Source organism: Enterovirga rhinocerotis, assembly GCF_004363955.1.
Classification (GTDB): Bacteria; Pseudomonadota; Alphaproteobacteria; order Rhizobiales; family Beijerinckiaceae; genus Enterovirga; species Enterovirga rhinocerotis.
In genome coordinates this window covers 917,232-942,541 of record NZ_SNZR01000011.1, presented here as the reverse complement: position 1 = coordinate 942,541, position 25,310 = coordinate 917,232, and the positions used below count along the sequence as shown (strand labels likewise).

General features: G+C 69.9%; 30 protein-coding genes. 13 read left to right on the top strand and 17 right to left on the bottom strand.

The window, feature by feature from the left end:
- The first annotated feature begins 73 nt into the window (after positions 1-73).
- On the top strand, positions 74-1,429 hold the full coding sequence (hmgA, locus tag EV668_RS04990) for a homogentisate 1,2-dioxygenase (protein WP_133769986.1): 1,356 nt from the start codon (positions 74-76) through the stop codon (positions 1,427-1,429).
- A gap of 12 nt (positions 1,430-1,441) precedes the next feature.
- On the opposite strand, the gene EV668_RS04985 is transcribed toward hmgA, so the two are convergent.
- Entirely contained in the window at positions 1,442-2,653 is a 1,212-nt protein-coding gene (locus EV668_RS04985) for a DUF2336 domain-containing protein (RefSeq protein WP_133768714.1), read from the bottom strand.
- Entirely contained in the window at positions 2,650-3,681 is a 1,032-nt protein-coding gene (locus EV668_RS04980) for a lytic transglycosylase domain-containing protein (protein ID WP_133768713.1), read from the bottom strand. Before EV668_RS04980 ends, EV668_RS04985 begins: the two co-directional genes overlap by 4 nt.
- Positions 3,682-3,813: 132 nt before the next feature.
- Here EV668_RS04980 and EV668_RS24675 point away from each other — a divergent pair, with 132 nt between their 5' ends.
- The gene (locus EV668_RS24675) at positions 3,814-4,662 is read left to right on the top strand and encodes a hypothetical protein (protein ID WP_166652344.1); all 849 of its coding nucleotides are present in this window, start codon (positions 3,814-3,816) and stop codon (positions 4,660-4,662) included.
- On the opposite strand, the gene EV668_RS04970 is transcribed toward EV668_RS24675, so the two are convergent.
- Both EV668_RS04970 and EV668_RS04965 read right to left on the bottom strand, forming a co-directional pair.
- Positions 4,583-5,194 (bottom strand): flavin reductase family protein, encoded by a 612-nt coding sequence (locus tag EV668_RS04970; RefSeq protein WP_133768712.1) that lies wholly within the window; start codon positions 5,192-5,194, stop codon positions 4,583-4,585. The genes EV668_RS24675 and EV668_RS04970 overlap by 80 nt on opposite strands.
- A 7-nt stretch (positions 5,195-5,201) precedes the next feature.
- Complete coding sequence (locus EV668_RS04965) at positions 5,202-5,765, bottom strand: nitroreductase family protein (protein WP_133768711.1); 564 nt, start codon at positions 5,763-5,765, stop codon at positions 5,202-5,204.
- A 263-nt stretch (positions 5,766-6,028) separates the two neighbouring features.
- Between EV668_RS04965 and EV668_RS04960 the strand changes: the two genes are divergently transcribed.
- Positions 6,029-8,527, top strand: coding sequence for a YfhO family protein (locus EV668_RS04960; RefSeq protein WP_133768710.1), 2,499 nt, complete (start codon positions 6,029-6,031; stop codon positions 8,525-8,527).
- Positions 8,524-9,450: a hypothetical protein gene (locus tag EV668_RS04955; RefSeq protein ID WP_133768709.1), complete on the top strand. Its 927-nt coding sequence runs from the start codon at positions 8,524-8,526 to the stop codon at positions 9,448-9,450. Before EV668_RS04960 ends, EV668_RS04955 begins: the two co-directional genes overlap by 4 nt.
- Here EV668_RS04955 and yidD read toward each other — a convergent pair.
- Positions 9,381-9,761 (bottom strand): membrane protein insertion efficiency factor YidD, encoded by a 381-nt coding sequence (yidD, locus tag EV668_RS04950; RefSeq protein ID WP_133768708.1) that lies wholly within the window; start codon positions 9,759-9,761, stop codon positions 9,381-9,383. The two genes, EV668_RS04955 and yidD, sit on opposite strands and share 70 nt — an antisense overlap.
- Before the next feature lie 2 nt (positions 9,762-9,763).
- On the bottom strand, positions 9,764-10,201 hold the full coding sequence (locus EV668_RS04945) for an iron-sulfur cluster assembly scaffold protein (protein WP_133768707.1): 438 nt from the start codon (positions 10,199-10,201) through the stop codon (positions 9,764-9,766).
- A gap of 99 nt (positions 10,202-10,300) precedes the next feature.
- Between EV668_RS04945 and hisI the strand changes: the two genes are divergently transcribed.
- Positions 10,301-10,699: a phosphoribosyl-AMP cyclohydrolase gene (gene hisI, locus EV668_RS04940; RefSeq protein WP_245512857.1), complete on the top strand. Its 399-nt coding sequence runs from the start codon at positions 10,301-10,303 to the stop codon at positions 10,697-10,699.
- 94 nt (positions 10,700-10,793) lie between these two features.
- Positions 10,794-11,780, top strand: coding sequence for a patatin-like phospholipase family protein (locus tag EV668_RS04935; RefSeq protein ID WP_133768705.1), 987 nt, complete (start codon positions 10,794-10,796; stop codon positions 11,778-11,780).
- Here EV668_RS04935 and EV668_RS04930 read toward each other — a convergent pair.
- Positions 11,762-12,193, bottom strand: coding sequence for a CBS domain-containing protein (locus EV668_RS04930; RefSeq protein WP_133768704.1), 432 nt, complete (start codon positions 12,191-12,193; stop codon positions 11,762-11,764). The genes EV668_RS04935 and EV668_RS04930 overlap by 19 nt on opposite strands.
- A gap of 63 nt (positions 12,194-12,256) precedes the next feature.
- Positions 12,257-13,027 (bottom strand): rhomboid family intramembrane serine protease, encoded by a 771-nt coding sequence (locus tag EV668_RS04925; protein ID WP_245512855.1) that lies wholly within the window; start codon positions 13,025-13,027, stop codon positions 12,257-12,259.
- A 236-nt stretch (positions 13,028-13,263) separates the two neighbouring features.
- Here EV668_RS04925 and EV668_RS04920 point away from each other — a divergent pair, with 236 nt between their 5' ends.
- On the top strand, positions 13,264-13,851 hold the full coding sequence (locus EV668_RS04920; protein ID WP_133768702.1) for a PAS domain-containing protein: 588 nt from the start codon (positions 13,264-13,266) through the stop codon (positions 13,849-13,851).
- A 186-nt stretch (positions 13,852-14,037) separates the two neighbouring features.
- Positions 14,038-14,646, top strand: coding sequence for a PilZ domain-containing protein (locus EV668_RS04915; protein WP_133768701.1), 609 nt, complete (start codon positions 14,038-14,040; stop codon positions 14,644-14,646).
- A 12-nt stretch (positions 14,647-14,658) separates the two neighbouring features.
- On the opposite strand, the gene EV668_RS04910 is transcribed toward EV668_RS04915, so the two are convergent.
- Positions 14,659-15,336, bottom strand: coding sequence for a TetR/AcrR family transcriptional regulator (locus tag EV668_RS04910; RefSeq protein WP_133768700.1), 678 nt, complete (start codon positions 15,334-15,336; stop codon positions 14,659-14,661).
- Between the two features lie 59 nt (positions 15,337-15,395).
- On the opposite strand from EV668_RS04910, the gene EV668_RS04905 reads away from it, so the two are divergent.
- Positions 15,396-16,757, top strand: a complete 1,362-nt coding sequence (locus EV668_RS04905; RefSeq protein ID WP_133768699.1) for a cytochrome P450 — start codon at positions 15,396-15,398, stop codon at positions 16,755-16,757.
- Positions 16,758-16,778: 21 nt separating this feature from the next.
- Here EV668_RS04905 and recO read toward each other — a convergent pair whose 3' ends face one another.
- Entirely contained in the window at positions 16,779-17,510 is a 732-nt protein-coding gene (recO, locus tag EV668_RS04900) for a DNA repair protein RecO (protein WP_133768698.1), read from the bottom strand.
- 124 nt (positions 17,511-17,634) lie between these two features.
- Here recO and EV668_RS04895 point away from each other — a divergent pair, with 124 nt between their 5' ends.
- Positions 17,635-18,732 (top strand): DUF2865 domain-containing protein, encoded by a 1,098-nt coding sequence (locus EV668_RS04895; RefSeq protein WP_133768697.1) that lies wholly within the window; start codon positions 17,635-17,637, stop codon positions 18,730-18,732.
- 20 nt (positions 18,733-18,752) lie between these two features.
- Here EV668_RS04895 and era read toward each other — a convergent pair whose 3' ends face one another.
- The 7 genes from era to EV668_RS04860 all read right to left on the bottom strand — a co-directional run bounded on the left by era (position 18,753) and on the right by EV668_RS04860 (position 23,224).
- A complete protein-coding gene (gene era / locus EV668_RS04890) occupies positions 18,753-19,667 on the bottom strand; it encodes a GTPase Era (protein WP_133768696.1) in 915 nt (304 codons plus the stop codon).
- On the bottom strand, positions 19,660-20,376 hold the full coding sequence (gene rnc, locus EV668_RS04885; RefSeq protein WP_133768695.1) for a ribonuclease III: 717 nt from the start codon (positions 20,374-20,376) through the stop codon (positions 19,660-19,662). Before rnc ends, era begins: the two co-directional genes overlap by 8 nt.
- A gap of 69 nt (positions 20,377-20,445) precedes the next feature.
- Positions 20,446-21,216: a signal peptidase I gene (lepB, locus tag EV668_RS04880; protein ID WP_133768694.1), complete on the bottom strand. Its 771-nt coding sequence runs from the start codon at positions 21,214-21,216 to the stop codon at positions 20,446-20,448.
- A 162-nt stretch (positions 21,217-21,378) separates the two neighbouring features.
- Entirely contained in the window at positions 21,379-21,492 is a 114-nt protein-coding gene (locus EV668_RS25195; RefSeq protein WP_245512853.1) for an SEC-C metal-binding domain-containing protein, read from the bottom strand.
- A gap of 299 nt (positions 21,493-21,791) precedes the next feature.
- Positions 21,792-22,196, bottom strand: a complete 405-nt coding sequence (acpS, locus tag EV668_RS04870; protein WP_133768692.1) for a holo-ACP synthase — start codon at positions 22,194-22,196, stop codon at positions 21,792-21,794.
- Positions 22,197-22,207: 11 nt separating this feature from the next.
- Positions 22,208-22,963, bottom strand: coding sequence for a pyridoxine 5'-phosphate synthase (locus tag EV668_RS04865; protein ID WP_133768691.1), 756 nt, complete (start codon positions 22,961-22,963; stop codon positions 22,208-22,210).
- A 66-nt stretch (positions 22,964-23,029) separates the two neighbouring features.
- Positions 23,030-23,224: a hypothetical protein gene (locus tag EV668_RS04860; RefSeq protein ID WP_133768690.1), complete on the bottom strand. Its 195-nt coding sequence runs from the start codon at positions 23,222-23,224 to the stop codon at positions 23,030-23,032.
- 314 nt (positions 23,225-23,538) lie between these two features.
- Here EV668_RS04860 and rpsF point away from each other — a divergent pair, with 314 nt between their 5' ends.
- The 3 genes from rpsF (at position 23,539) to EV668_RS04845 (ending at position 25,306) form a co-directional block, all read left to right on the top strand.
- The gene (gene rpsF, locus EV668_RS04855) at positions 23,539-23,958 is read left to right on the top strand and encodes a 30S ribosomal protein S6 (protein ID WP_133768689.1); all 420 of its coding nucleotides are present in this window, start codon (positions 23,539-23,541) and stop codon (positions 23,956-23,958) included.
- 2 nt (positions 23,959-23,960) lie between these two features.
- On the top strand, positions 23,961-24,203 hold the full coding sequence (gene rpsR, locus EV668_RS04850) for a 30S ribosomal protein S18 (protein WP_133768688.1): 243 nt from the start codon (positions 23,961-23,963) through the stop codon (positions 24,201-24,203).
- A gap of 128 nt (positions 24,204-24,331) precedes the next feature.
- Positions 24,332-25,306: a DUF2232 domain-containing protein gene (locus EV668_RS04845; RefSeq protein ID WP_133768687.1), complete on the top strand. Its 975-nt coding sequence runs from the start codon at positions 24,332-24,334 to the stop codon at positions 25,304-25,306.
- Positions 25,307-25,310 lie beyond the last annotated feature (4 nt).

The following is a 25,310-nucleotide window of genomic DNA, read 5'->3' as shown; positions in this document are numbered from 1 at the left end:
ACTATCCGATGGCCATCAGTTTCAAACGAAACTAATAGGTCGCACAGGGAAGGGCAACGCCATGAACGTGCAGATGCCGTCCGCTTTCCAGCAGGCCCCTGCCGGCCATGTTGCGAGCGGCTCGGGACTCACGCCCGGCTACATGTCGGGCTTCGGCAACGGCTTCGAGAGCGAGGCCCTTCCGGGCGCCCTGCCCGTCGCCCGCAACTCCCCGCAACGATGCCCCTACGGCCTCTATGCCGAGCAATTGTCCGGCTCGCCCTTCACGGCGCCGCGCGTCGCGAACGAGCGCTCGTGGCTTTACCGCATCTTCCCGACCGTGACCCATTTCGGAGAGTTCCACCCTGCCGAGATCGGACTGTGGCGCACGGCCCCCTCCCCCGAGACGAGGCTTCCGATCGCCCCCTATCGCTGGGATCCGATCGCCATTCCCGCCGAGCCCCTGTCCTTCGTCGAGGGGATCCGGACGATGACGACGGCGGGCGATGCCGGCGCGCAGGCGGGCATGGGCGCGCATCTCTATTTCGTCACCCGCTCGATGGAGGACGAGTACTTCTACAACTCGGATGGGGAGATGCTGATCGTCGCGCAGGAGGGTCAACTGCGCCTCTGGACCGAATTCGGCATCATCGACATCGAGCCCGGCGAGATCGCGGTGATCCCGCGCGGGGTGAAGATGCGGGTCGAGCTGCTCGGCGGCCCCGCCCGCGGCTATGTCTGCGAGAATTACGGCGGCGCCTTCACCCTGCCCGAGCGCGGCCCGATCGGCGCGAACTGCATGGCGAACCAGCGCGACTTCCTCACGCCCTGCGCCGCCTTCGAGGATCGCGAGGCGCCCTCCAAGATGTACGTGAAATGGGGCGGCGATCTCTGGGTCTGCGACCTCGACCGCTCGCCGCTCGACGTCGTCGCCTGGCACGGCAACTACGCGCCCTACAAATACGACCTGCGGAAATACTCTCCCGTCGGCCCGATCCTCTACGATCACGCCGATCCGTCGATCTTCACCGTGCTGACCTCGCCCTCCGAGACGCCCGGCACGGCCAATATCGACTTCGTGGTCTTCTGCGACCGCTGGCTGGTGGCGGAGAACACCTTCCGGCCGCCCTGGTACCACATGAACGTGATGAGCGAGTTCATGGGGCTCGTCCATGGCGTCTACGACGCCAAGACGGGGGGCGGCTTCCAGCCCGGCGGCTGCTCGCTGCACAACATGATGCTGCCCCATGGGCCAGACGTCGACGCCTTCGAGAAGGCATCGACCGTCGAGCTGAAGCCGCACAAGCTCGAAGGCACGCTCGCCTTCATGTTCGAGACGCGCTTCCCCCAGGCGATCAGCGCGTTCGCCGCCGAGAGCCCCGCCTTCCAGAAGAGCTATGCCGGCTATGGCCGCAAGCTCGCCAAGCACTTCGATCCGTCGAAGCCCTGACCGCGCGAGCGGCTACGCCGCGATCCGGCCGTCCTCTGCGTCCTCGAGCACCTGCGGGGCATATTCGAGGATGAGCGCCAGCGCGGCACGGTCAGCGAGATGGGCCGCCGCCTTCCGCGCCTCCTCGCGGGCGGCCTCCGCCTCGAAGCGCCGGAGGAGGGCAACGAGCCGGCCCGTCTCCTCCGGCGGGAAGGCCTCGCAAGCCGCGAGCGCCCGCTCCACCATGAGCCGCGACAGGGCCGCACCGTCGGAGGGGTTCGCACCCCGCCGCGTCTCCCGATAGGCCGCGAGCGAGGCCTCGAAGGCGGGCCGCAGCGGCAGCGGCATCCCGGCCCGCGCATAGAGCGAGCGGAAGGCGCTCCCGCGTTCGTCGCGCAGGATCGCCGCGACGCGCTCGACCGCGATGCCCGAGAGATCCGCGAAGGCGGCCTCCGCGAACGCCATTCCGCGCGAGAGGATCGCCCGGAGGATGAGAGCTGGGGTGAGTTGGCCCGCCTGGCGGAGGTGCTCCACGAGCCGCGCCGCACCCTCGTCGTCCGCACGGTCCGACAGCACCACCGTCGCGCGCTCGCGCGCCTCGCGCGTGACGCGGCCCGAGCGCTCGGGGCTCAGCCAGCCGCAATCGGTCACGAAGCGGCCGAGCGCATCGGCCAGAGCCGTCGCCACGGCCTGCGCGATCTCGACCGGAAGGTCGGGCCGCGCGAGCAGCGCCTCGCGCAGCTCGGCGTCCTCGCCGTGCCGCTCGACCATGCGGGCGAGGCTGAAATCCGGGATGTCCGCGTCGAGGTTGCGCGCCAGGATGGCGAGCGCGGGCGCCGTGCCGATCTCGGCGAGCGCGGCCGAGACCGCGCGGGACAGGCCGGGGCGCGCCGCGATGGCCGATTGGATGCGCTCGTCGCCGATCGCGGCCGCATCGACGAGATCGCCGTCGCGCAGGAGGGGCGAGCGGCCGAGCACGATCGCCGCGACCTCGCTCGCATCCCCCGCAAGCGCCACGATCAGATGGCGCGGAGCGCCGGCCGCCGAGCCGAGGGCGTCGGCCATGGCACGCCTCACCAGCGTCGAGGAATCGTCGAGCATCGCCGTCAGCGCCGTCTCCGCCTCGCGCCGATCCTCGAGCGACAGGTCGGAATAGAGGAACGCGCGGGCCAGCGCCGCCGTCGCCTCGGCACGGTGTCCGGGAGGGGCCTCGCGGGCCCAGAGCAGGAAACGGCTGACGATCACGGCTGCACGACCTTGGCGTTGTACGGAAGAAGGATGCCGGGCAGAGCGTCCCGGACCGCCTGGCGCGCGGCGGCGAAAGCCGGCTTCGCGGGCGGGAGCGGTGCGCTCGCTGGAAGGGAACTCGCCGCCGCGAGCCTGATCGGCTGATCGGCCGATGGCTCGCCAGCGGTGGCCTCGGCCGCGGCCGACGTCGAGCGCGGGAAGAACGGCGCCGCCGCGCCAGCCTTCGTCCCCGTCTGCCCGCGCCAGATGCGGGCCACCGCATCGGAGACGGGCGCGCGCCGCGCCCCCGTCTGGAAGAGGCCGTAGATGCCCGGCGGCGCCTGGTCGGTCGCGGCCAGGCGGATCTCGCCTCCGGCCGCGCCCCCGCCCTCCCCCTTCGTCGAGGTCAGGACGGCATAGACTTCGGCGACGCTCCGGGCGCGGCCGCCCTTCGCGTAGAAGATGGACCGGTTGGCCCGCGCGGCTTCGGGGAAATCGAGCGCGGCGGCCCGGTCCGGCGTCGACCGGGCGGTCGCGATCAGGCCGGCCGCCCCCCGGGCGCCGAGGACATGGGCGAGGTAGAGTTCCCCATTCGTCGGCGCACGCCCGGTCGCGGCGGCGAGCGCATCGCGGTTGCGCCGCGTCAGGGCGCCCGCCATGGCCGAGGCGGCGGCGGGATCCTCGCGCAGCCGCAGGACCGCCTGCCGCGCCGCCGCATCGGGAACGGCATAGGTCCCGTCAGGTCTCGCGACGATCGCCGCCGCCGCGTTGGCGAGGCCGAGGCGCGGGCCCTCGTTCTTCACCACGCCGAGCCAGGTCTGCTCGATGAACTGGAAGAGGCCGGTCGCCGAGGAGGTCGGCGCCTTGGCCGAGGGGTCGAGCGCGGATTCGCGCTTGGCCGTGCGCAGGAGATAGTCGAAATCGGTTCCGGTCGCGGCCGCGCCCCGGCGGATCGCATCCGGGATCGGCCCGCTCGCCGGAGGCGCGGTGACGGTGCTACTCGTCGGAGAGGACGCGGCGGAAGTCGGCGTCGTGAACAGGAACATGGCAGGACGCCCGGAGATCGACCATGACCGTGAACGAACATGGTAAATGAAGGCTGAAATCGGCGGCGCCCGTCGCGACCCGACGCAGCCCGGATCGAAGCGCACGATGCTTTCCCGGCGACCTCGCCGCCCATGCTGATCCTGCTTCGAACCGAATCGACGGCGTCGGCCCTCGAGGCGGCCCTCGCGGCCGCGCCCGACGCGCTGGTGCTGGATCCGGCCTCTCACCACGGGGCCGACGCCGCCGATCTGGTGGAAAGGCGGCGCGGGGAGCCGCGCGGTGCCGCCTCAGGCCACAGCGACCTTCTCACGCGCGGGCGCGGATCCGGCCCAGTCCTGCTGGTGCGCGTGCCGCCCCTCTCCTCGTCGTCGATGGAGGACGCGCTCGCATCGGCGATGGCGTTCGAGCCTGACGGCATCCTCCTCCGGGGCGCGATCGGCAGACCCGACATCGAGCGGCTCGGCGCCAAGCTCGCGGTGCTGGAAGCCGAGCACGGCCGCCCCGCCGGCAGCATCGGCATCGTCGCGTCCGTCGCCGACGAGGCAGCCGGCGCACTCGCGCTCGCGGGACTGCGGCCTCACCCGCGCCTCGCCGGGCTCGTCTTCGACCGGGCGGCGCTGGCCGCTTCGCTCGGCTGCGCCCCGGAGGCGCAGGCCCTGTGCCACGCCGCCGCAACGACCATCCTTGCCGCCTCGGCCTGCGGCGTGCCGGCGATCGCGTTACTGGAGAGCGAAGGCGACCTCGACGGCCGCGACGTCACCTCTCCTCGGTCCGATGGGCCTCAGGATGGCGAGGGAGCGCGCTTGTGGCCGGGCCTCCGCGTTGAGGATGCCGCCATCGCCGCCCGCCGCGAGGGCTTCGCCGGAATGATCCTCGACGAGCCCCGGCTCGCCGCGGCGCTCAGGCCTTCGTCGGTCGGGTCATCGAGAACTTCGTCTCCGGCGTCGCGACGAAATAATCGTGGTAGCCGCCCCGCATGATGGGCCGCATCGCGGCGGTGTCGACCATGCCGTCGCTGACGAAGCGGTCGTCGATGAAGATGCCCATCACCTGGCCGAGCACGAGGTACTGGTCCATGGCCGCGCCCTCGACCGTCTCGAGCCGGATCGTCTGGAGCAGGCGGCATTCGAGGGCGGCCGGCGCTTCGGCGACGCGCGGCGGCTTGACGAAGCGCGACGGGATCGTCGTGAGCCCCGCATGAGCGACCTCGCTCTCGCCGCGCGGAAGCGGGGCGGCGGTGAGGTTCATATGCTCGCGCAGGTCCCAGGTGACGAGGTTGCACACGAACTCCTTCGTCTCGTCGACGAAGGCGACGGCGTCCTTGTAGCCGGTGGAGGAGAAGGCGACGATGGTCGGGTTCTCGCCGACCATGTTGAAGAAGGAATAGGGCGAGAGGTTCAACTCGCCCTTCGCCGAGAGGGCCGTGATCCAGCCGATCGGCCGCGGGCCGATCAGGGCCTTGATGGGATTGTGGCGCAGCCCGTGATCGTTGGCGACGGCGTCGTAGAACATGGGAACCTCAGAGGCGGGTGACGATCTTGGCGAGGTCGGGCCGGTCTCGATCGGCCGGGATCTCGCGCGGGCGGCCGACGTGCAGGAAACCGGCCATGCGCTCGTGCGGCTCGAGGCCGAGCACGTCGAGGACGCGGCGGTCGAAGGCGAACCATTGCGTCAGCCAGGTCGCGGAGAAGCCCATCGCCCGCGCGGCGACGATCAGGTTCATGCAGACCGCGCCGGCACAGAGCTGCTGCTCCCAGTCCGGAATCTTCGCATGGGGCCGGACGGACGAGACGACGCCGACGACCAGCGGCGCATGGGCGAGGCGCCCGCGCTCCTGGGCGATCCGCTCCGGCGAGGCGCTTGGCTCGTCCGCCTGGAACGCCGCGGCGATGACCTCGCCGATCCGCTGGCGCGCCTCGCCCTCGATGACGAGGAAGCGCCAGGGCACGAGCTTGCCGTGATCCGGCACGCGCGCGGCGATGGTGAGAAGCGTCTGCAGTTCCTCTGCATCCGGGCCAGGGCCTTCGAGCTTCGGGATCGGGACGGTCCGCCGCTTGGCGAGGAGGTCGATGAATTCGTTCATGGTGCCTTCATGCGCCTTCGATCAAGCATTGGACGGCCTGCACGGAATGAGCTAGGCCGCTCTGCCTCCGGCCGACCATGCATGGTGTCGACATGCCGCCGGACGAAAGAGCGGTCGCCGACAAACGCGCCGGCCGGGCCATCCGAATATCTTTCGGTCGGGAAGTGAGTCAGCGTCGATGAGATCGGTGTTGAGGCCCTCTACTGCACCTGGCCGAGCCCTGTCGAGCGGCGCAATGCGCCGCGGCCCGCGAGCCTGACACCATGCGCCCCGCTTTCGCCGGCACCGCCTCGGGCCTCCTTCTGCCTCCGCTGCGAGCATCCGCTTCGGCGCCCATTGCCGCCGTCACCTATCGGTGGGCGAGCCGGGACCTCGCGCTCGCCATCGGGGCGGTGCTGGTCTTCTGGCTCGCGGCGGCGCTCGTCTGGCCGCTGACGGGAATGGTGGTCCCCTGGGATTCGAAGAACCACTTCTACCCGATGCTGCGCTATCTGGGGGACTCGCTCGCCCATGGCGAGCTGCCGCTCTGGAATCCCTATCATTTCAGCGGCCACCCGGCCGCCGCCGACCCGCAATCGCTGCTGTTCACCCCGAGCATGCTGCTGTTCGGCTGGCTCGTGCCGAAGCCGTCGATGATGGTGTTCGACCTGGTCGTCTTCGCGCATTTTTTACCCGGCGCCCTCGCCATGCCCTTCATCTTCCGCCGCCGGGGCTGGCATCCGGCGGGAGCGGTCGTCGCGGCCATGATCTTCGTGCTCGGCGGATCGGCGGCCGGGCGCCTCCAGCATACCGGCATCATCTTCGGCTACGGCCTCTATCCCCTCGCCTTCCTCCTGCTCGAAGAGGCGCTCGACCGGGTCTCGTATCGGTTCGCGGCCGCCTTCGCGGTCGTCGCAAGCCTGATGGTCGTCGGGCGCGACCAGGTGGCGTTCCTCTGCGCGCTCTCGCTCCTCGCGCTCGCGGCCGTCATGATCGCGCAGTCCGATCGGCCGCTCGCCTATCTTCGCCGGCGCATCGGCGTCTTCGCGCTGATGGGCGGCCTCGGCGCGGCGCTGCTCGCCGTGCCGGTCATCCTGACCCTTCAGTTCCTCGGCACCTCGACGCGCCCCTCCTTCGGTTTCGGGGTCGCGGCCATGGGATCGCTCCCGCCCGAAAGCCTCGCGACGATCCTCGTCGGCAACATCTTCGGCTCGCTGCGCTGGACCTACGATTACTGGGGCCCGGACTGGCACTCGCTGCGCGAGGGGACCTGGACCGACCGCTCCATCAACTACCTCTTCGTCGGCACCGTGCCGGCCGTCCTGGTCCTGTGGCACGGGATCGCCGGCCGGCGCCTCCTCGCGCGGGAGTTCCGCTTCTTCCTCGTGTTCGGCCTCGTGTCGCTCGTCTATGCGCTGGGGCGCTACACGCCGATCTTCTCGGTCGTCTTCGACAGCCTGCCGGGCGTCGCCCTCTACCGCCGTCCGGCCGACGCGACCTTCCTCCTCAACATCGCGCTCGCCTTCGCCGGCGGCTATCTCGTCCACCGCTTCGTCCAGGAGGGCGCGCCCCGTCTCACGGCCCTCCGGGAGCAGCCCGCCGCCGCCCTGCCCGTCGCGGTCGCGGTCGGCCTCGTCGCATCGGCGCTCGGCACGGGGCTCGTCTTCGCCATCCGTGCCGGAATGCTGGCGCCGGCCCTCGCCCAGATCGCCATCGCCATCGCGATCGCAGCCGCGGCCGTCATCCTCATCCGGCGCTGGAACGGCGACATCGGCGGGCGGCGCGTCGCCGCCGCGATCCTCGTCGCCGCGACGGGTGGCGAGCTCATCTGGCGCAACGCCGCCTGCTCGCTCAACGCCGAGCCCGCGAACCGCTACGGCGTGTTCGAGACGCTCGCGCCCGACCAGGCCCAGGGCCTCCGCTTGCTCAAGGCTGAACTCGATGCCCGCCACGCCAAGGGAGAGCGTCCGCGCGTCGAGATCCTCGGTCTCACCGGAGGCTGGCAGAACGCGTCGATGATGCTCGGGCTCGAGGATACGATCGGCTACAATCCCCTCAGGCTCTCCGAATACGAGCGAGCGGTCGGCCCCGGCGAGAATGCCGTCGATCCGAGCCTGCGCCGGTTCCCGGGAACGTTCCGGGGCTACAAGTGCCGCCTCGCAGGCCTGCTGGGTCTCGAATACCTCGTGCTCGACCGGCCGCTGGAGCGGCTGCCGAAGCATTTCCCCCGCATCTCGGGAGCGGCTCTCCTCTACGGCGCCGGCTCGATGTGGATCTATCGGCTGGCCCCGAGCGCGCCGCGCGCCTATCTGGCGACGCGGCTCCTGAAGGTCGATTCCGAGCAGGTCCTGCACGAGGCCGAGCTGCCCGAGTTCGATCGCCGGACCACGGCCCTGATCGAGGACGAGCAGGCCGAGCTGCTCGAGGCGGATTTCGGCACGGGCGACGATTCGCCGGACCCCGCGCCCGCCGCGGGTTCGGTCTCGATCACCGAGTATCGCCGCAATGCGGTCTCACTCGACGTGGATACGGACCGCGACGCCGTCGTGGTCCTCCACGACATCTATTATCCCGGCTGGGAAGCGACAGTGGACGGCAAGCCTGCCCGCATCCTGCGGACGAACATCCTGTTCCGAGGGGTCGAGGTCGGCCCCGGAAAGCATCGGGTCGAGTTCGTCTTCCGCCCGTTCTCGGCCGGAAATCTCGTCGCCGCGACGCGCGGCCTCGCCCACCGCACGTCGTCCGCCGCAGGCCTCGGCGAGGCGGAGCGAACCACCCCGTGACGCGTCTCCGTCCTGCCACCGGCCTCTGCGTCGCCCTGGTCGCGCTCGTGCCGGCCGTCGCGCAGGCTCAGCCCCTGCCCCCGCCGGCCATCCGCGACGGATTGGCCACCCCGAGCCTGCCGCCGGTCGCCTCGCCGACCATCCCCCCGCCCGATGCTCCGAGCGGTCCGCAGCAGGTCACGCTCAGCGCTTTCCTGTCGGGCGATTCGAAGCCCATCCGCTCGGGCATCGTCTGGCGCATCTTCCTCGACCGTGGGAGCGAAGCGGCGCCGGAGTTCAAGGAGAAGCTGACGACGCCGACGCCGACGACCACGCTGCCGCCCGGGAGCTACATCGTCCATGCCGCCTACGGCCTCGCCGCCACCACGCGCCGGATCACCGTCGCGTCGTCGCCCATCGACGAGCGGCTCGCGATCGAGGCGGGAGCGCTGCAGCTCAGCGGCGCCATCGGCGACATCCCGATCCCGCCGGAGCGGGTCATGTTCTCGATCTATCAGCCGCTGCCGAACGATTCCGAGGGGCGCCTCGTCGCCGCCAACGTCAAGGCCGGCGAATTGGTGCGCCTGCCCGAGGGGACCTATCACGTCGTCTCGACCTACGGAGAATCGAACGCGATCATGCGCACCGATCTCCGGGTCGACCGCGGCAAGATCACGGATGCGACGCTGAACCACCGCGCGGCGACAGTGACGCTGAAACTCGTCGCGGCGGCCGGGGGCGAGGCCTTCGCCGGCACCGCCTTCAGCGTCCTCACCCCGGGCGGCGACGTCATCCGCGAGGCCATCGGCGCCTTCCCGACCGTCGTGCTCGCCGAAGGCGAATACACCGTGATCGCCCGGCACAACGGCAAGGTCTATACGCGCGAGTTCCGGGTCGAGAGCGGGCTCAATTCCGATATCGAGGTGCTGGTCGATTCGGGCTGAGCGGCCGTGGCGCCTCCCCCCGGCGGAACCTCGTTCGTCCCGCGCCAACGGGCGTAGCGCCAGGGCCTGTGCCAGGCGGCCCCTTCCGGGATCTCGTCACAGACGAAATCGAGGCCCGACGTGCCTCCCGGACCGCAGCGGCAGATTCGGGCGAACCCCATCCAGCTCCCCGCCCAGACGCCATGCCGCATGACCGCCTCGGCGGTGTAGTCCGAACAGCTCGGCAGGTGCCGGCACTGCCGGCCCATCAGGCTCGATAAGGTGAGCTGATAGGTGCGGATCGCCACGCGGGCAGCCCGGCGCGCCAGCATCGTCAGGCTGCGCGCGCCGCCTCGGCGCGGTCGAGCGCCTCGACGACCGCGTCGAAGGTCAGGAGCGTCGAGGCGTGACGGGCCTTGAAATCGCGCACCGGCTCGAGTGCGGCGAGTTCCGCCCACCGTCCGTCGGGCGGCGGCCCGTTCTCCTTGAGCATCCGCCGCATCGCCTCGCGCAAGGCCCGCAACTCCTCCGTCGTCGAGCCGACGACATGGCGACCCATCACCGACGAGGAGGCCTGGCCCAGCGCGCAGGCCTTCACCTCGTGGGCGAAATCCGTGACCTTCTCCCCGTCGGTCACGAGGTCGACGGTCACGGTCGAGCCGCAGAGGCGCGAATGCGCGGTCGCGCTCGCATCGGGCCGCGCGAGACGGCCGAGCCGCGGGATGTCGGCCGCCAATGCGAGGATGCGGCCGTTATAGATGTCGTCCAGCATGGACCGCCCGATGTGCTCCGATTTGCGGTGATGAGAGCCGAACCTGATATAGGCGCACAGGCGCGCCGCCGCGAGGGCGATGCGCGAGAGGAGGCGAGTTTGGACTTTCCCGCGCCGGGACCGAAAAGCGAACTCGAGGAAGGGTTGCGCCTGACGCCCCGCTTCGGCCCCGACGGTCTCGTGACCTGCGTCGCGACCGACCACGAGACCGGCGAGTTGCTCATGGTCGCGCATATGAACCGCGAATCGCTGGCCCGGACCATCGAGACGGGAGAGGCCTGGTACTGGTCACGCTCCCGCGCCGAACTCTGGCACAAGGGCGCGACATCGGGGCAGATCCAGACGGTCCGCGAGATGCGGATCGATTGCGACCAGGACGCGGTCTGGATCCGGGTCTCGGTCGCGGGGGACGGCGGCTGCTGCCATACCGGCCGCCGAAGCTGCTTCTACCGGCGCGTCGAACGCGCCAGCGACGGCACGCCCCTCCTCGCCGTCTGACCCCGCCACCTGCGACAGGAGGCCCGAGCCGCATTCACAATGGCTTCACGGCCCCGGTGCCATCATCGCGCCCGGTAGAGACGGGGAACGGGCCATGTTCTTCGATGGCTTCGCGCGGCGCGCCTTCGGTCTGACGGGCGATCTGCCGGATCAGACCGCGCCGACGGCGAGGCGCCCCAAGATCGGGCTTGCGCTCGGCGGCGGTGCCGCGCGCGGCTGGGCGCATATCGGCGCCCTTCGGGTTCTCGACGAAGCCGGATTGCGGCCCGACATCATCGCCGGCTGTTCGATCGGTGCCGTGGTCGGCGGGTGCTACGCGGCCGGCAAGCTCGACGAGTTGGAGGCCTTCGCGCGCACGCTGACGAAGCGCCGCATCATGGGCCTGCTCGATTTCCACATCACCGGCTCGGGCCTCATCGGCGGCAATCGCCTTCGCCGCCTGCTCGAGGTCGATCTCGGCGAGCTGCTCGTCGAGGACCTGCCGATCCGCTTCGCCGGCGTCGCGACCGAACTCGCGACGGGCCACGAACTCTGGCTGACCCAAGGGCCGCTGGTGCAGACCCTTCGGGCGTCCTACGCGCTGCCCGGCATCTTCGATCCGGTCCAGGTCGGCGGGCGCTGGCTCGTCGACGGCGCCCTGGTCAATCCCGTCCCGGTCACGGTCGCACGCGCGCTCGGCGCCGACCTCGTCATCTGCGTCAACCTCAATGCCGAGATCAAGGCGCGCGGCGGCACCGTCGTCCAGACCCCGCCGGGCGATCCGGTGGTCGAGGCGCTGACGGAGCAGCCTCGCGGCTTCTTCCGCGGGCGCGCGAAGCCGTCGGCAAGCGCGCCGGGCATGGCGGCGGTCATGATCGAGGCCTTCAACATCATCCAGGACCGCATCTCGCGCTCCCGCCTCGCGGGCGATCCGCCCGACCTGATGCTGGCGCCGAAGATGCAGCGGGTCGGCCTGTTCGAGTTCCACCGGGCGGCCGAGACGATCGAACTCGGCGCCGAAGCGGCCCGCCGCAGGCTTCCGGAGCTCCTCGAGATCCTCGGGGAGCTCCAGCCGGGACCGCCTCAGGCCGCGCCGATATAGTCCCGAAGCGCCTGCGATTCCGCCTCCATCTCCGCGAGGCGGTGCTTGACGATATCGCCGATCGACACCATTCCGCCGAGGCTGCCGTCCTCGACGACCGGGACGTGGCGGAACTTCCCCTCCGTCATCATGGTCATCAGTTCCTGCAGGGACGCCGTCGGGGTGCAGGTCGCGACCTTGCGCGTCATCCGGTCGGCGACCGTCTGGTTCAAGCCCTCCATGCCCAACTGGCCGACGGCGCGGACCACGTCCCGCTCGGAGACGATGCCGCCCACGGCGCCGGACGGATCGACCACCACGAGCGCGCCGATCCGATGCCGTGTCAGGAGTTCCACGGCCTCGGCCAATGTGGCCTCGCTCCCGATCGTCACGACCGTGCGGCCCTTCTCGGCCAAAATCTGCGCCACGCTCATCGCCGCCTCCCCTGCCCGGATGGGGCTACCCGGACACCATCCTCTCTAAACTGGTTCCAGGGTTCAAGAACCGAATGCCCTGCTCGGTTCCCGATGGAACGGATCGAGGAGCGGAAAGAGCAGGAGACCGACGACGAGCCCGCCGATATGAGCCTGCCAGGCGACGTCGCCGTCCGACATGCCGAGCGGCACGGCGATGAAGCCGAAGATCAGGTTGGCGACCAGCCAGACCCCGATGAAGATGAGGGCGCCGCGATTGGCGAGGAAGGCCCAGCGCCCGTCGCCCGGCCGCGCATACATGAAGGTCGCGGCGGCGGCCATGAAGCCGGACACGCTGGCCGAAGCCCCGATCACGATCTCGGTCCCGAGCGGCGAGGAGAGCCATTGCGCAAGGGCTCCGCCCAGCGCCGCCGCGACGCCGAGGATCACCGACCGCGACGTGCCCGCGCGGCGGACGACGGAGGTCCCGAAGGCGACGAGCCACAGGCAGTTCAGGCCGAGATGCGTCCAGGATCCGTGCAGGAAGGCATAGGAGAGGGGCGACCAGAGCCGGGGCGTCTCGGCCGCGAAATAGCGGGCGAGCGCGATGCGCAGTTCCGCCGGTGCGCCTCCCTGGGCGGCCGCGGCGGCATGAATGACGGCCTCGCCGCTGGCATAACCGCTCGCGACCGACCATGGCGCCGGGATGAAGGCCGTCTCGAGCAGCAGGCGAAGATCCGTGTCGTCGGACAGGACCAGCGTCCGGACCGCGTGGATGACCACGAGGAGCCCGATCCAGGCCACCAGGAAGGCCGGGATGTTGATGGCGGGCTCCCGCCTGGTGACGATCGGCACGTGCATCGGATGGGGAGCCTGCATCGAGGAAGGGTGGGGGCCGTTCGCCGCTTCGGCAAGCCGGCCGGGAGCGAACGGTCTGGGGATGGGGCTGGATTAGGTGTGAACAGCGGCTTTCCGGCCATTGGCCTGCCGCGTGCAGACCTGCACCGTCTACACGCAGCGAGTCTCGCCGCGCCACCTCCTGGTCGCGAGACGGCACACCGAAAAGGATCCGCGCAGCGGCCCGTCTCAAAATGAAACACGCGACCTCCCGGATGCTCTTCGCCTATTGGGACGCGCTCAGAGGCGAGCGCGCGGCTCCCGATCGCGCAGAGATCCAGCCGGGCGCCATACGCCACATCCTCGCCGACACCTTCATCGTCGCTCGGGAGGATGACCGAATCGCGACCTTCCGGCTGGCCGGCACACGGATCTGCGCTCTGCTGGGTCGCGACCTCCGCAACGCGCCGCTGCGGAGCCTGTGGGCGGGCGACGAGGAGGAGGATGCCGAGCGTCTGGCGGACATCGTCCTGGAGGACACCGCCGGGGTGGTGGCGGGCCTGCGAGCCTGGAACCACAACGGGTCGGAACTGCCGATGGAGATGCTGCTCCTGCCGCTCCGCCACCGGGGAAGGACCCACGATCGCCTGATCGGCACGCTCTCGCCGGCAACCGTGCCCGGCTGGGCCGGCCTCGTTCCGCTGCGCGAGATTTCGGTGCGGTCGCTGCGGGTCATCGAGCCGGGTTCGCTGTCCCCGCCGGCAGACGACGAGCCCTTCATCCTTCCGACCTCGGAGGAACGGCGGCGCATGTTCGTGGTCCATGAGGGCGGGCTCGCCTGAGACCGAGCGTCGATCTTACGCGAAGACAACACGACAAGTGTTTGATACCAATATCGTCCGTTAAATACTTGGCCGCCAGGTTGCGGTGAATGGTTTCGGGATTTTCGAGGGTCGAGCGCATGGCCCGTTAACCCCGCCGGACTATGGTCGACCGATCCCGAACGGTCACGCTCCAGAAAACCGGTCATGCTGGCGAACGCGCCTCGTCCTCTTCCCCGCAAGCTCGAGCGGCGCCGGCATCAGCGGGTTCCGATCGCTCTGCTGGGCCGCTACATGCTGGCCGACCGTCAGGAATATCCCTGCCAGACCATCGACATGTCCCCCGGGGGAGCGCATGTCGCGGGCCCCGTGAAAGGTGAGATCGGCGAGCGGGTCATCGCCTATCTCGAACATATCGGGCGCCTCGAAGGCGAGATCACGCGTCATACCGAGCAGGGCTTCGCCTTCTCGATCGCGGCGGCGATGCGCAAGCGCGACAAGATCGCCTCGCAGCTCACCTGGCTCGCCAACCGCCAGGATCTCGGCCTTCCGGAGGACCGCCGCCACGAGCGTGTCGCACCGCGTCTGACCTCGACGGTCGTGCGCCTCGAATCAGGCCGGGAACTCGGCGCGCGGATCATCGACGTCTCGCTCTCCGGCGCGGGGCTCGCGCTCGAGCAGAAGCTGCCGCTCGGCACGCCCGTCACGGTCGGCAACACGCCCGCCATCGTCGTCCGGCATTTCAAGGGCGGCATCGCGGTCGAGTTCCGGCTGATGCTCTCTCCCGACCGGCTCGACGAAGGCGTCGTCCTGTAAGCTGCCTGACGATCAGGCCTCGCCGGAAAAGGACGGCTCGGGCAGGGCGGCGAGCGCGACGAGCGCCGGCTCCGTGAGATAGGGCAGATACAGGCTCAGGACCTGGTTGTAGCCCCAGCGAAGATGCGTCTCGCGGACGGCGCGCACCCGCTCGTTGAGCACCAGAAAGCCGATCCACGAACTCGACACGATCCAGACATTGGCCAGGAGAGGCTCTTCGAATCCCGGCGGGATGGCGATGAGGCCGGCCTCGGCCAGATCGGCGACGCTGCGTCGCGTTTCGGCCTGCAGGCGGGCGCTCAGGCGGACGAGCCGAGGACGCAGGCTCGGGGCCTCGGCCTGAACCGCCGCCATGTCCTGGAACAGGAACCGGTACCGCCAGGTCAGCACGAACCAGCGCCGCAGCACCTCGACATGCGGAGCGAGTTCATGGCGTTCGGCGCCGTCCGGAGCCGCAAGGCCGGCAGCCTCCTCCTCGAAGGCCGCGAAGAGGGCGACGACCAGCGAGGCCTTGGTCCGGAAGTGGTAATAGAGATTTCCCTCGTTGATGCCGGCGGTCTCGGCGATCAGGCGTGTCGTCACGCGGGCGACGCCGCGCCCGTTAAACAGCATCCGCGCGCTTTCGAGCGTCCGCCGCCGCGTCTCGCCCCGGACACGGCCGGAGGCCGTCCTCCCCGCTGCCTTGCGCATTCTAAGGTGCACACCTAAATTTCCGCATTAAGGTACCCACCTTAGCATGAGGTTGCGGAATGATCCCCGATGCTGTCGCGAACACGTCTCCGCCCTATCTCGGGCGCGGCCTGAAGCTGGTCCACAAGACGCTTCGGAACCCGATCGAGGCCATTCCGGCCGAGGCCTATGTCGAGCCTCTCTCGTATTGGCGCGTGCTGCAGCACGAGGTCGCTCTCGTCACCGATCCGGATCTGATCCGGCAGGTGCTGGTGAGCGACGCCCAGGCGACCGACAAGGGCGAGTCCGTCCGCCGCCCGCTCGGCGCAGCGCTCGGCGACGGGCTCCTGACGGCGGAAGGTGCCGATTGGCGCTGGCAGCGCCGCGCCATCGCACCGATCTTCCGCGCGGCGGGGGTGGACCGCTTCGTGCCCGCGATGCTGGCGGCCGCCGAACGCGCTCACGGCCGGCTCGCCGCCGCTGCCGGACCGGCCGACGTCAATCACGAGATGATGCGCACGACCTTCGACATCATCGCCGAGACGATGCTGTCCGGGCGCGGCTCCATCGACATCGACAGGGCCGGCGCGAGCGTCACCGCCTATCTGCACCAGACGCATTGGGCCAATCTCTCGTCCCTGCTCGGCCTGCCGGACTGGGTTCCCCTGCCCGGCCGCCGACGCGCGCTCGATGCCGCGCGGTATCTGCGCAGCGAGATCGAGGGGCTCGTCGCCGCGCGGCGTGCGGCCGGCGACGCGGGCGGAGGCGACCTCGTCGACCTGCTGCTCGCCGCCGAGGACCCGACGACCGGCCAGCGCATGACGGACATCCAGATCACCGACAACCTGACGACCTTCATGACGGCCGGCCATGAGACGACGGCGCTCGCGCTCGCCTGGACGCTCGATCTCCTCGCCCGCCACCCCGAGATCGGCCGCCGCGCCCGCGACGAGATCGCGACGGTGACGGAGGGCCATGCGGTGACGCCCGACCACCTCCCCCGCCTCGCCTATGTGCGGCAGGTGCTGGAGGAGGCCATGCGCCTCTATCCGCCCGCCGCGATGATCGTGCGCCGACTGGTCGAGCCGATGACGCTGGGCGGGCGGACCTTCGCGTCCGGGACGCGCATCCTCATCCCGGTCTTCGCCGTGCATCGCCATGCCGCGCTCTGGGAAGCGCCGCACGTCTTCGATCCCGACCGCTTCTCTCCCGAGGCCGCCGCCGCGAGGCCGCGCTACGCCTATCTCCCGTTCGGAGCCGGCCCACGGGTCTGCATCGGCTCGAGCTTCGCGATGCTGGAAGCCGTGGCCATCCTCGCGGTCCTGCTGCGGGATCTCCGGTTCGTCTCGGTGGAGGCGGCCCCGCCCGAACCGCGTCTCGAGATCACGCTCAGGCCTTCGCGCCCTCTGCTGCTCCGCGTCGAGCGATCGCGCCTGCACTGACCGGAGGCGGCCTCGACGCCCTCAGACCGCGCCGCCAGATCCCGAAAGGCCGAGATAGCGCGCCCGCTCGTCGGGGAGCGAGAGGTCGCGCGGGGCGTAGAGATGCTCGGTCAGGAAGAAGCCCGTCAGCCGGAAGCCGGCGGCGATCTCGCCGGCATCGGGCGCGACGTCCGTCGCCTCCCGCAGGAAGCGCGGCAGCGGGAGGAGGCGGTCGTGATACGGCTCGCCCGGCATGCGGGAGACCGCGCGGCCGGTCCGCGGCGAAACATAGATCAGATCCTCCGTCGTCCCGGTCGCGGCACAGGAGGCGAGATCGAGGCCGAAGCCGAACTCGGCCAGCAGCGCCAGCTCGAACAGGGCGAAGAGGCCGGGCCCGACCTCGGCATCGTCGAGCCGGTCGAGCAGGGATTCGGCGGCATCGAACAGATGCGGGTGAGGGTCGCGCTCGGCGAGAAGGCGCAGATGGCTCGCGAGCGTCGCGAGCCCGAGCAGGGCCGCCGGCCGGGCGATGAGCCGTCCCGCCCGCGAGACCTCCTCCTCGACGGTGAAGGTGCCGAGCTGGTCGTCGAGCCGCGCCCGCCAGGCCACCGCGATGGAATTGCCGGCCTGCAGCACCGGCCTCGACCGGCGCGAGCGGCCGCCATGGACGAGGCCGAGATGGCGCCCGTGCTCGCGGGTCATGGCCTCGAGAATCACGCCGCTCTCCCCGAAGGGGCGGCAGCCGAGGACGAAGGCGCGGTCGGACCAGTTCATGCGTCGAAGAAGCGGACACCGGATCCCAAGTCGCCGGCCGGTCAGGCGATCCCTTGAGGGTTCGTTGACCATAAACCGTCCGCCACGTTAAGGATATCATGCGGCAGTTGGTGGAGCATTCTCGATGTCATCCGACGCCACGCCGTCGTCGTCGCCTGATTCGCGAAGAGGCGCTCGCCGCTACCTGAGCGGATCGCCCGCTCTTCTCGGCCTCGCCTCGATCCTCTGCGGGCTCGGCCTCGCCGCATCCGGCGTGACCCTCGTGCGTGCGGCCGACGATGTCGGATTCTTCGACTTCTTTCGGAATCAATCCCTCGACCGGATCATCGATCCCGTCAGGCTGAGGCCGCGCTACGCGGACGCTCCGCGCTACGTCGTGCGGCCTCGCGAGGAGGCCCGCCGCCGGGCGGCGCGCCGGGTGGACCCGAAAGCGGCCGAGGCGAAGCACGCCCGTCCCGGAACGCCGAGAAAGCCCGTCGAACGAAGGGCTCGCGTCGAGCTCGGCTCCCTCGGCTCGGTCATCGCCGGGCGCCGCACGATGTGCGTGCGCACCTGCGACGGCTACGCCTTCCCGCTCGGCATCCTGCGCGCGTCGAGCGATCTTCCGACCCACCGCACGGCCTGCGCGGCGGCCTGCCCCGGGGCGGAGACCCAGCTCTACACGCTCAATCCCGGCCAATCCTTCGAGCAGCCCGCCGCGGCGCGCTCGGTCTCGAGCGGAGAGACCTACGGCCGCCTGCGCACGGCCTTCCTGTACCGGAGCAAGCTGGTTGCGGACTGCTCCTGCCAAGGCCCGGACAACATCGCGCAGCCTCTGCCGATCCTGCTCGACCCGACGATCCGGACGGGCGACATCGTGGTCGACGAGAAGGGAGAGGCCCAGGCCTATGCCGGCACGGGAGCCCTGCCGCTGTCCCGGCAGGCCTTCTCCGACTACCGGCGCAGCCGCGCCCTCGGGCCGAAATCGAAGCGGCTGGTCGACCGGACGATCGGCACCTCGCATCGCGCCACCATCGCCCGTGCCTATGAGCGCAGCCAGCGCGTGAGGGAGGCCTCCCTCGGCGTCGGCACGAGGTCCGATGCCGCGCCGGCCTCCGCCGCGCGCAACGCGTTCCGCGAGATCGAGGCGCCGGCGGGGTCCCGGAGGGTGCGGGTCTACACGATCGATCCGGAGGCAGGCCGGATCGCGGGCTCCGGCGCCCGGATCATCACGCTTCCGTAGAAGGGGGCGAGGCTCCCGGCTCAGCCGGGGAAGTCGAGGCCCATCTCGCGGTAGCGGGCGGGATCGTCGCTCCAGTTCCCGCGCACCTTCACGAACAGGAAGAGGTGGACGCGGGTCTCGGCGATCTCGGCGATCTCGCGCCGCGCCGACTGGCCGATCGCCTTGATGGTCTGGCCGTCCTTGCCCAGCACGATCTTCCGCTGGCTGTCGCGCTCGACGAAGATCGTCTGCTCGATCCGGACGGACCCGTCCGGCCGCTGCTGCCAGGAATCGGTCTCGACGGTGGAGCGGTAGGGCAGTTCCTCGTGGAGCCGCTCGTAGATCTTCTCGCGGGTGATCTCGGCGGCGAGCATGCGCAGGGGCGCATCCGAGATCTGGTCCTCCGGATAGAGCCAGGGCCCCGGCGGCATCCGGGCGGCGAGATCGCGCCGGAGATCGGTGACGCCGTCGCCCGTCAGGGCCGAGATCATGAAGGTGCTCTCGAACGGCAGCCGCGCGTTCAGGTCGGATGCGAGGGCGAGCAGCTTGCCTCTCTCGATGAGGTCGATCTTGTTCAGGATCAGGATGCGCGCCCGGCGGACATCGGCGAGCTTGCGGACGATGGCCTCCGCCTCCTCGTCGAGGCCGCGACGGGAATCGATCAGGAGGCCGACGATATCCGCGTCGCCCGCGCCGCCCCAGGCGGACGTGACCATGGCCCGGTCGAGCCGCCGCTTCGGGCTGAAGATGCCGGGCGTGTCGACGAAGACGATCTGCGCATCGCCGTCGATGGCGATGCCGCGCACCTGGGTCCGCGTCGTCTGGACCTTGTGCGAGACGATGGACACTTTCGAGCCGACGAGGCTGTTGATCAGCGTCGACTTTCCGGCATTCGGCGCCCCGATGAGCGCGACGAAGCCGCAGCGCGTCGCCGCTGCCTCCTGCCCCTCAACCACGGCTTACCTCCTCCTGCCCGGCCGCGGCCGGGCGCGTCACACCTTCGTGGATCAACACCGCCTCGGCCGCGAGTTGCTCGGCCGCGCGGCGCGAACTCCCCTCCCCCAACCCTTCGGAGAGCCCCTGCACGCGGGCCGCGATCCGGAAGGTCGGCGCGTGGTCGGGGCCCGACCGGTCGACGATAGCATAGACCGGCGGCGGCAATCCGCGCGCCGCGGCCCATTCCTGAAGGACGGTCTTCGGGTTCGCGGGAACCTCGGCGAGCGCCTCGAGCCGGGGCGCGAAGGCGCGGCCGACCAGGGCCGAGGCCTCCTCGAACCCGCCATCCATGAAGACGGCGCCGATTACGGCCTCGCAGACATCGCCGAGGATCGAGACGTTACGGCGCATCGCGCCGGTCCCGCCGCCGCCGAGGCGCAGATACGGACCGATCTCCCAGGCCAGGGCCACCTCGGCACAGGTCTCGCGCCGGACGAGCTCGGCGAGGCGGCGCGACAGGTCGCCCTCGCTCGCCGTCGGGAAGCTCCGCATCAGAAGGTCGGCCACCGCGAGCCCGAGGACCCGGTCCCCCAGGAATTCGAGCCGCTGATAGGTCGGGCCGCCGCCGCTGCGGCTGACATGGGTCAGCGCCTCGGTGAGGAGGCCGCGCTGACGGAAGGAATAGCCGAGACGCGCCTCAAGCGCGGCCGGGTCGGGCTTCGCGGCCATGACCTAGCGCCTGCCCGCCATCGGCAGGGCGAAGGCGAGCACAACTCGTCGCATCACCGCCATCCCGGACTACCGGATCACCGTGAAGAGTCGGTTCCAGCGCACCGACCAGGGCCAATCCCAGATCTTCCAGGCCGAGGACCGCTCGTCGATGGAGAAGAAGATGATCTCGGCCCGTCCGACGAAGTTCTCGAACGGCACGTAGCCGACCACGGTATCGTCGCGCGAATCCGCCGAGCGGTCGCGGTTGTCGCCCATCATGAAGAAGTGACCGGGCGGCACTTTGTAGACGTTCGTGTTGTCCCAGTACGAATTGTCGCCGTCCGCCTCGATGACGCGGTGGGAGACGCCATTCGGCAGGGTCTCGATATATTGCGGAACCGCCGTCTGGCGATTGTAGAGGTCGGAGGTGACGAAGTCCTCGATGCGCTTGCGCTGCACGGGCTTGCCGTTGATGTGCAGGATCCCGCCGACCATCTGGACCTCGTCGCCGGGCAGCCCGACCACGCGCTTGATGAAATCGGTCGAGTTGTCCTTCGGCGTCTTGAAGACGGCGATGTCGCCCCGCTTCGGCTCCGCGCCCCAGACGCGCCCCTGGAACAGCGGCAGGCCGCCGGGGATCGAGTACCGGGAATACCCGTAGCTGTATTTCGTCGTGAAGAGGTAATCCCCGACGAGGAGCGTCGGGATCAGAGAACCCGAGGGGATGTTGAACGGCTGGAAGAGAAGGGTGCGGATCACGAGCGCGATCAGCAGCGCCTGGACGATGACCTTGATGGTCTCCCAGAGCCCGCCTTCGTCCTTCACCTTTGTCTTACCGCCCATGTCGGCACGGGCCATCCTGATGATCCTCCGGCCGTCGGTCACGACCGGCGCCGCATCTAGAGCATAGGACGCCCCCCCGCAATGCGGCGCGTCACTGGCGGCGGCCGATCGCCGCCGCCATCCGGTCTCATTCCCTGAAAGTAATGGGCGCGTTCGGCGCCATCGTAGCGCCCGCCGTTACGGCAGCAGCGCTTGAAACAAGCGTCCCGAGCCGCAGGGGCAGAGGTCGTTGCGCCCGAGGCGCTCGATCAGTTCGACGTCGCCGTGGACGACGCGATCGCCCCGCTTCACGCGGGTTTCCGATGGATAGGACCGACGCCGCTTCGAGGTGATCTCAAAAGCAGGGCTGGTCGGCGAGGTGACGTGGCTTGCGCATGACGGCCTCCCGTTTCTCTGGCGTCCGTTCGATGGCGAAGACACAAGTCGACGTCAAGGCAGGGCGAGGTCGATGCGCGACCGGCGCTGGACGATCTTGATCACGTCCTCACATTCATCTCGGAACGATCGCTTCAAGGCGCCGGCCGGGTTCAAGCAGCGATAAAGGCGATCGCGACGCGTCGGCCCTCGTCCATGCCGGGCCGATGACCCCGCTACGTGCCCAGCGGCACGGCCTCGATGACGACGAAGGCCTGGGCGAGCGGCGGATCGTCGGTGAGCGAGACGTGGATGCGGGCCTCGTGCCCCTCGGGAATCATCTCGCGGAGGCGTTCGAGCGCGCCGCCCGAAAGACGCATCGTGGGCTGGCCGCCCGGCCGGTTCACGACCTCCATGTCCCGCCAGAAGACCCCGAGACGAAGCCCGGTGCCGAGGGCCTTCGAACAGGCCTCCTTGGCGGCGAAGCGGCGCGCATAGGACGGCGCACGGTTCGCCCGGCGGTCGCTCCGGCGGCGCTCGAGCTCGGTGAAGATGCGGTGCGTGAAACGCTCGCCGAAGCGCTCGAGCGAACGCTCGATCCGGCGGATGTCGCAGAGGTCCGAGCCGATGCCGAGGATCATGGGTTCTCCGATCAGGCGGCGATGCTTCGCCGCCCCTTCTCCATCGCCTCGCGCATGGCGCGGACCGCGTCGCCGAGCCCGACGAAAACCGCCGCCGCGATCAGCGAATGGCCGATGTTCAGCTCCACCACCTGCGGGATCGCCGCGACCTGGGCGACGTTCTCCTCGTTGAGGCCATGTCCCGCATGGACCTCGATCCCGAGCGCGGCGCCGCGCTCGGCCGCGTGGTAGAGGCGGGCGAGTTCGCGCGCGATCCGCTCCGCTTCCCCCGCGAGGCAGGCCTCCGCATAGGCGCCGGTATGGAGCTCGACCACGGGAGCGCCGAGGGCGGCGGAGGCTTCGAGCGCCGCGACCTCCGGCTCGATGAAGAGCGACACCCGCATGCCCGCGTCGCGAAGCTCGTCGACGACGGGCTTCAGATGGTCGGTCTGGGTCACGTCGAGGCCGCCCTCGGTCGTGCGTTCCGATCTCTTCTCCGGCACGAGACAGGCCGCATGGGGCCTGATGCGCTTCGCGATCGCGATCATTTCGGCGGTCGCCGCCATTTCGAAGTTCAGCGGCGTGAGAATCTGGCGCTTGAGGCGCTCGATATCGGCGTCGACGATGTGGCGGCGATCCTCGCGCAGATGCGCCGTGATGCCGTCGGCGCCGGCCATGATGGCCTCGTGCGCCGCCCGGACGGGATCCGGATAGAACCCGCCCCGCGCATTACGGAGCGTCGCGACGTGGTCGATGTTCACGCCGAGGCGAAGGGGCGGGAGAGGCATGTCGGTCATCCGGTCTGCGGCGCCTTTCACGTCGGCGCCGGAAAACAATGCGGCGCGGAGGCTCCGTCAGCCGTCGTTCGCGCTGGAGAGGTCCTCAGGCCGACGTCCCTCGTCGGCACGGCCTTCCAATGCCAGCAGCGAGCGGGCCTCGGTCACCGCCTCTTCGAGTCGAGCCGCGATCGCCGCGGTGCGCGGGCCGAGGCGCGCCGCCTCATCGCGCGCCGATTCGATGAGGCTGATCAGGCGGTCGATATCGTCCATGCCGGTTGAATAGCACCAACGCGCACGCCAGACACCATTCGGCTGCGCGGCCACAGCGAGGGCCGGGCGCTCTTGCACTTTCGCGGGGATCGCTCTAAGAGCCGCGCTTCACGTTCGCCTCGGCTGGGGGCTGAACGGACGGCCGGCTGCCTGCAGACCGGTAGGGTTCTCGGACCCGCCGTCCGGTGTCTCCGCCTTCGACAACCGCTCGAGCCGCAGGGCTCGAAGGGCTTGGCGCCGAGGAGAGCGTACGGACAGGCTCGGACATCATCCGACATCGCGAGCCCGTTCGTCCACACAAGCAAGGGCTCACAATGCCACTCTATGAACACGTTTTCCTGGTGCGCCAGGACGTGACCGCGCAGCAGGTCGAGGCGCTGGTCGAGCAGTACAAGGGCGTCCTCGAGGCCGGCGGCGGTGCCGTCGAGAAGATCGAGTTGTGGGGCGTGAAGTCCCTCGCCTACCGCATCAAGAAGAACCGCAAGGCGCATTTCACGATGCTCGGCATCACGGCCCCCGCCCCGGCGGTCGCCGAGATGGAGCGTCAGATGCGCCTCAGCGAGGACGTGCTCCGCTTCATGACGCTGAAGGTCGAGACTCACGACGAGGCTCCCTCGGTGATGATGCAGAAGCGCGACCGCGACGAGCGCAAGGATCGCGAGCGTCGTCGCCGTGAAGAAGAAGGTTTCGGCTTCGGCGGTGCTCCCGAAGCCCAGCAGGGTGAGGGAGCCTGATCATGTCCATGGCTGCTGGGGGTCGTCGCCCCTTCTTCCGTCGTCGCAAGACCTGCCCCTTCTCGGGCCCGAACGCGCCGGTCATCGACTACAAGGACGTCAAGCTGCTCTCGCGCTACGTCTCCGAGCGCGGCAAGATCGTGCCCTCGCGCATCACGGCGGTCTCCGCCAAGAAGCAGCGCGAGCTGTCGCAGGCGATCAAGCGGGCTCGCTTCCTCGGGCTCCTGCCCTACGTGATCGCGTAAGCGCGTGAAACCGGTGCGGGGGATCCTCCGGGATCCCGCCGCGCCTTCGGCACGGGCGGACGAGCCGCCCGCGCCACGCTGGGACATTCCGTCCCTAACCCCGCGACGCCGCGGCGGGACAGCGAGCGATGATAACTTATGTAACCCTCGGGATCGCGGCCGGCCTCGTCTCCGCCATCCTTTTCGCGGCCGCCAGCACGGGCTCGGTCGCGAGCGCGATGCTGATCTATCTCGCGCCGCTTCCCATCCTCATCGTCGCGCTCGGCTGGCACCATCTGCTCGGCCTGCTCGCGCTGTCCGTCGGCGCGTTCGCCCTGTCGGTCGGCCTGCGCTCCTCGACAGGCATCGCCTTCGCTCTCGGTCCCGGCTTCGCGGCCTGGTTTCCGGCCTATCTCGTTCTTCTCGCCCGCCCGCCCCTCTCCGCCAATGACGGCGGCGCCCTGCGCTGGCTTCCCGTCGGGCATATCCTGTTCTGGCTCGCCATGACGGCCGCGGCCATCGCCTGCACCGCCATCTATGCGGCGACCGGGGGCGACCTCGAACGCTATCGTGAGGCGCTCGAACAGACGGCGACCGAACTGATGCAACGCTCGTCCGGCTCCGGGCGCGGCAGCGCCTCTCCGGAATCGCTCGGCATCCCGGCCCGCGACTTCGCGGCCATGATGCTCTGGCTGGCTCCTGCCGCCTTCGGCTTTGCGCTGACGCTGATGCTGGCGGCGAATCTGTGGCTCGCGAGCAAGGCGGTTGCGATCTCGGGACGGCTCGTGAGGCCGTGGCCCGACATCCCGTTGACACGGATGCCGGCCGCGGCGGCGATCGTGCTGCTCGCAGCGATCCTCGCGACCGGCATGTCCGGCCTCGCCGGTTTCGCCGCGATGTCGCTCATCGGCGCTCTGGGCGTCGCCTTCGCCCTCCAGGGCATGGCGGTGATGCACGACGTCACGCGCGGAAAACAGGCGCGATCGCTGATCCTGACGACGACCTACGTGTTCGTGGCTCTCTTCAGCTACGTCCTTCTGCCGGTCTTCGCTCTCCTCGGCCTCGCGGATTCGCTGCTGCCCTTCCGCAAGGGCCGGGCCGCGCCGCCTCCCCCCTCAATCTGATCAC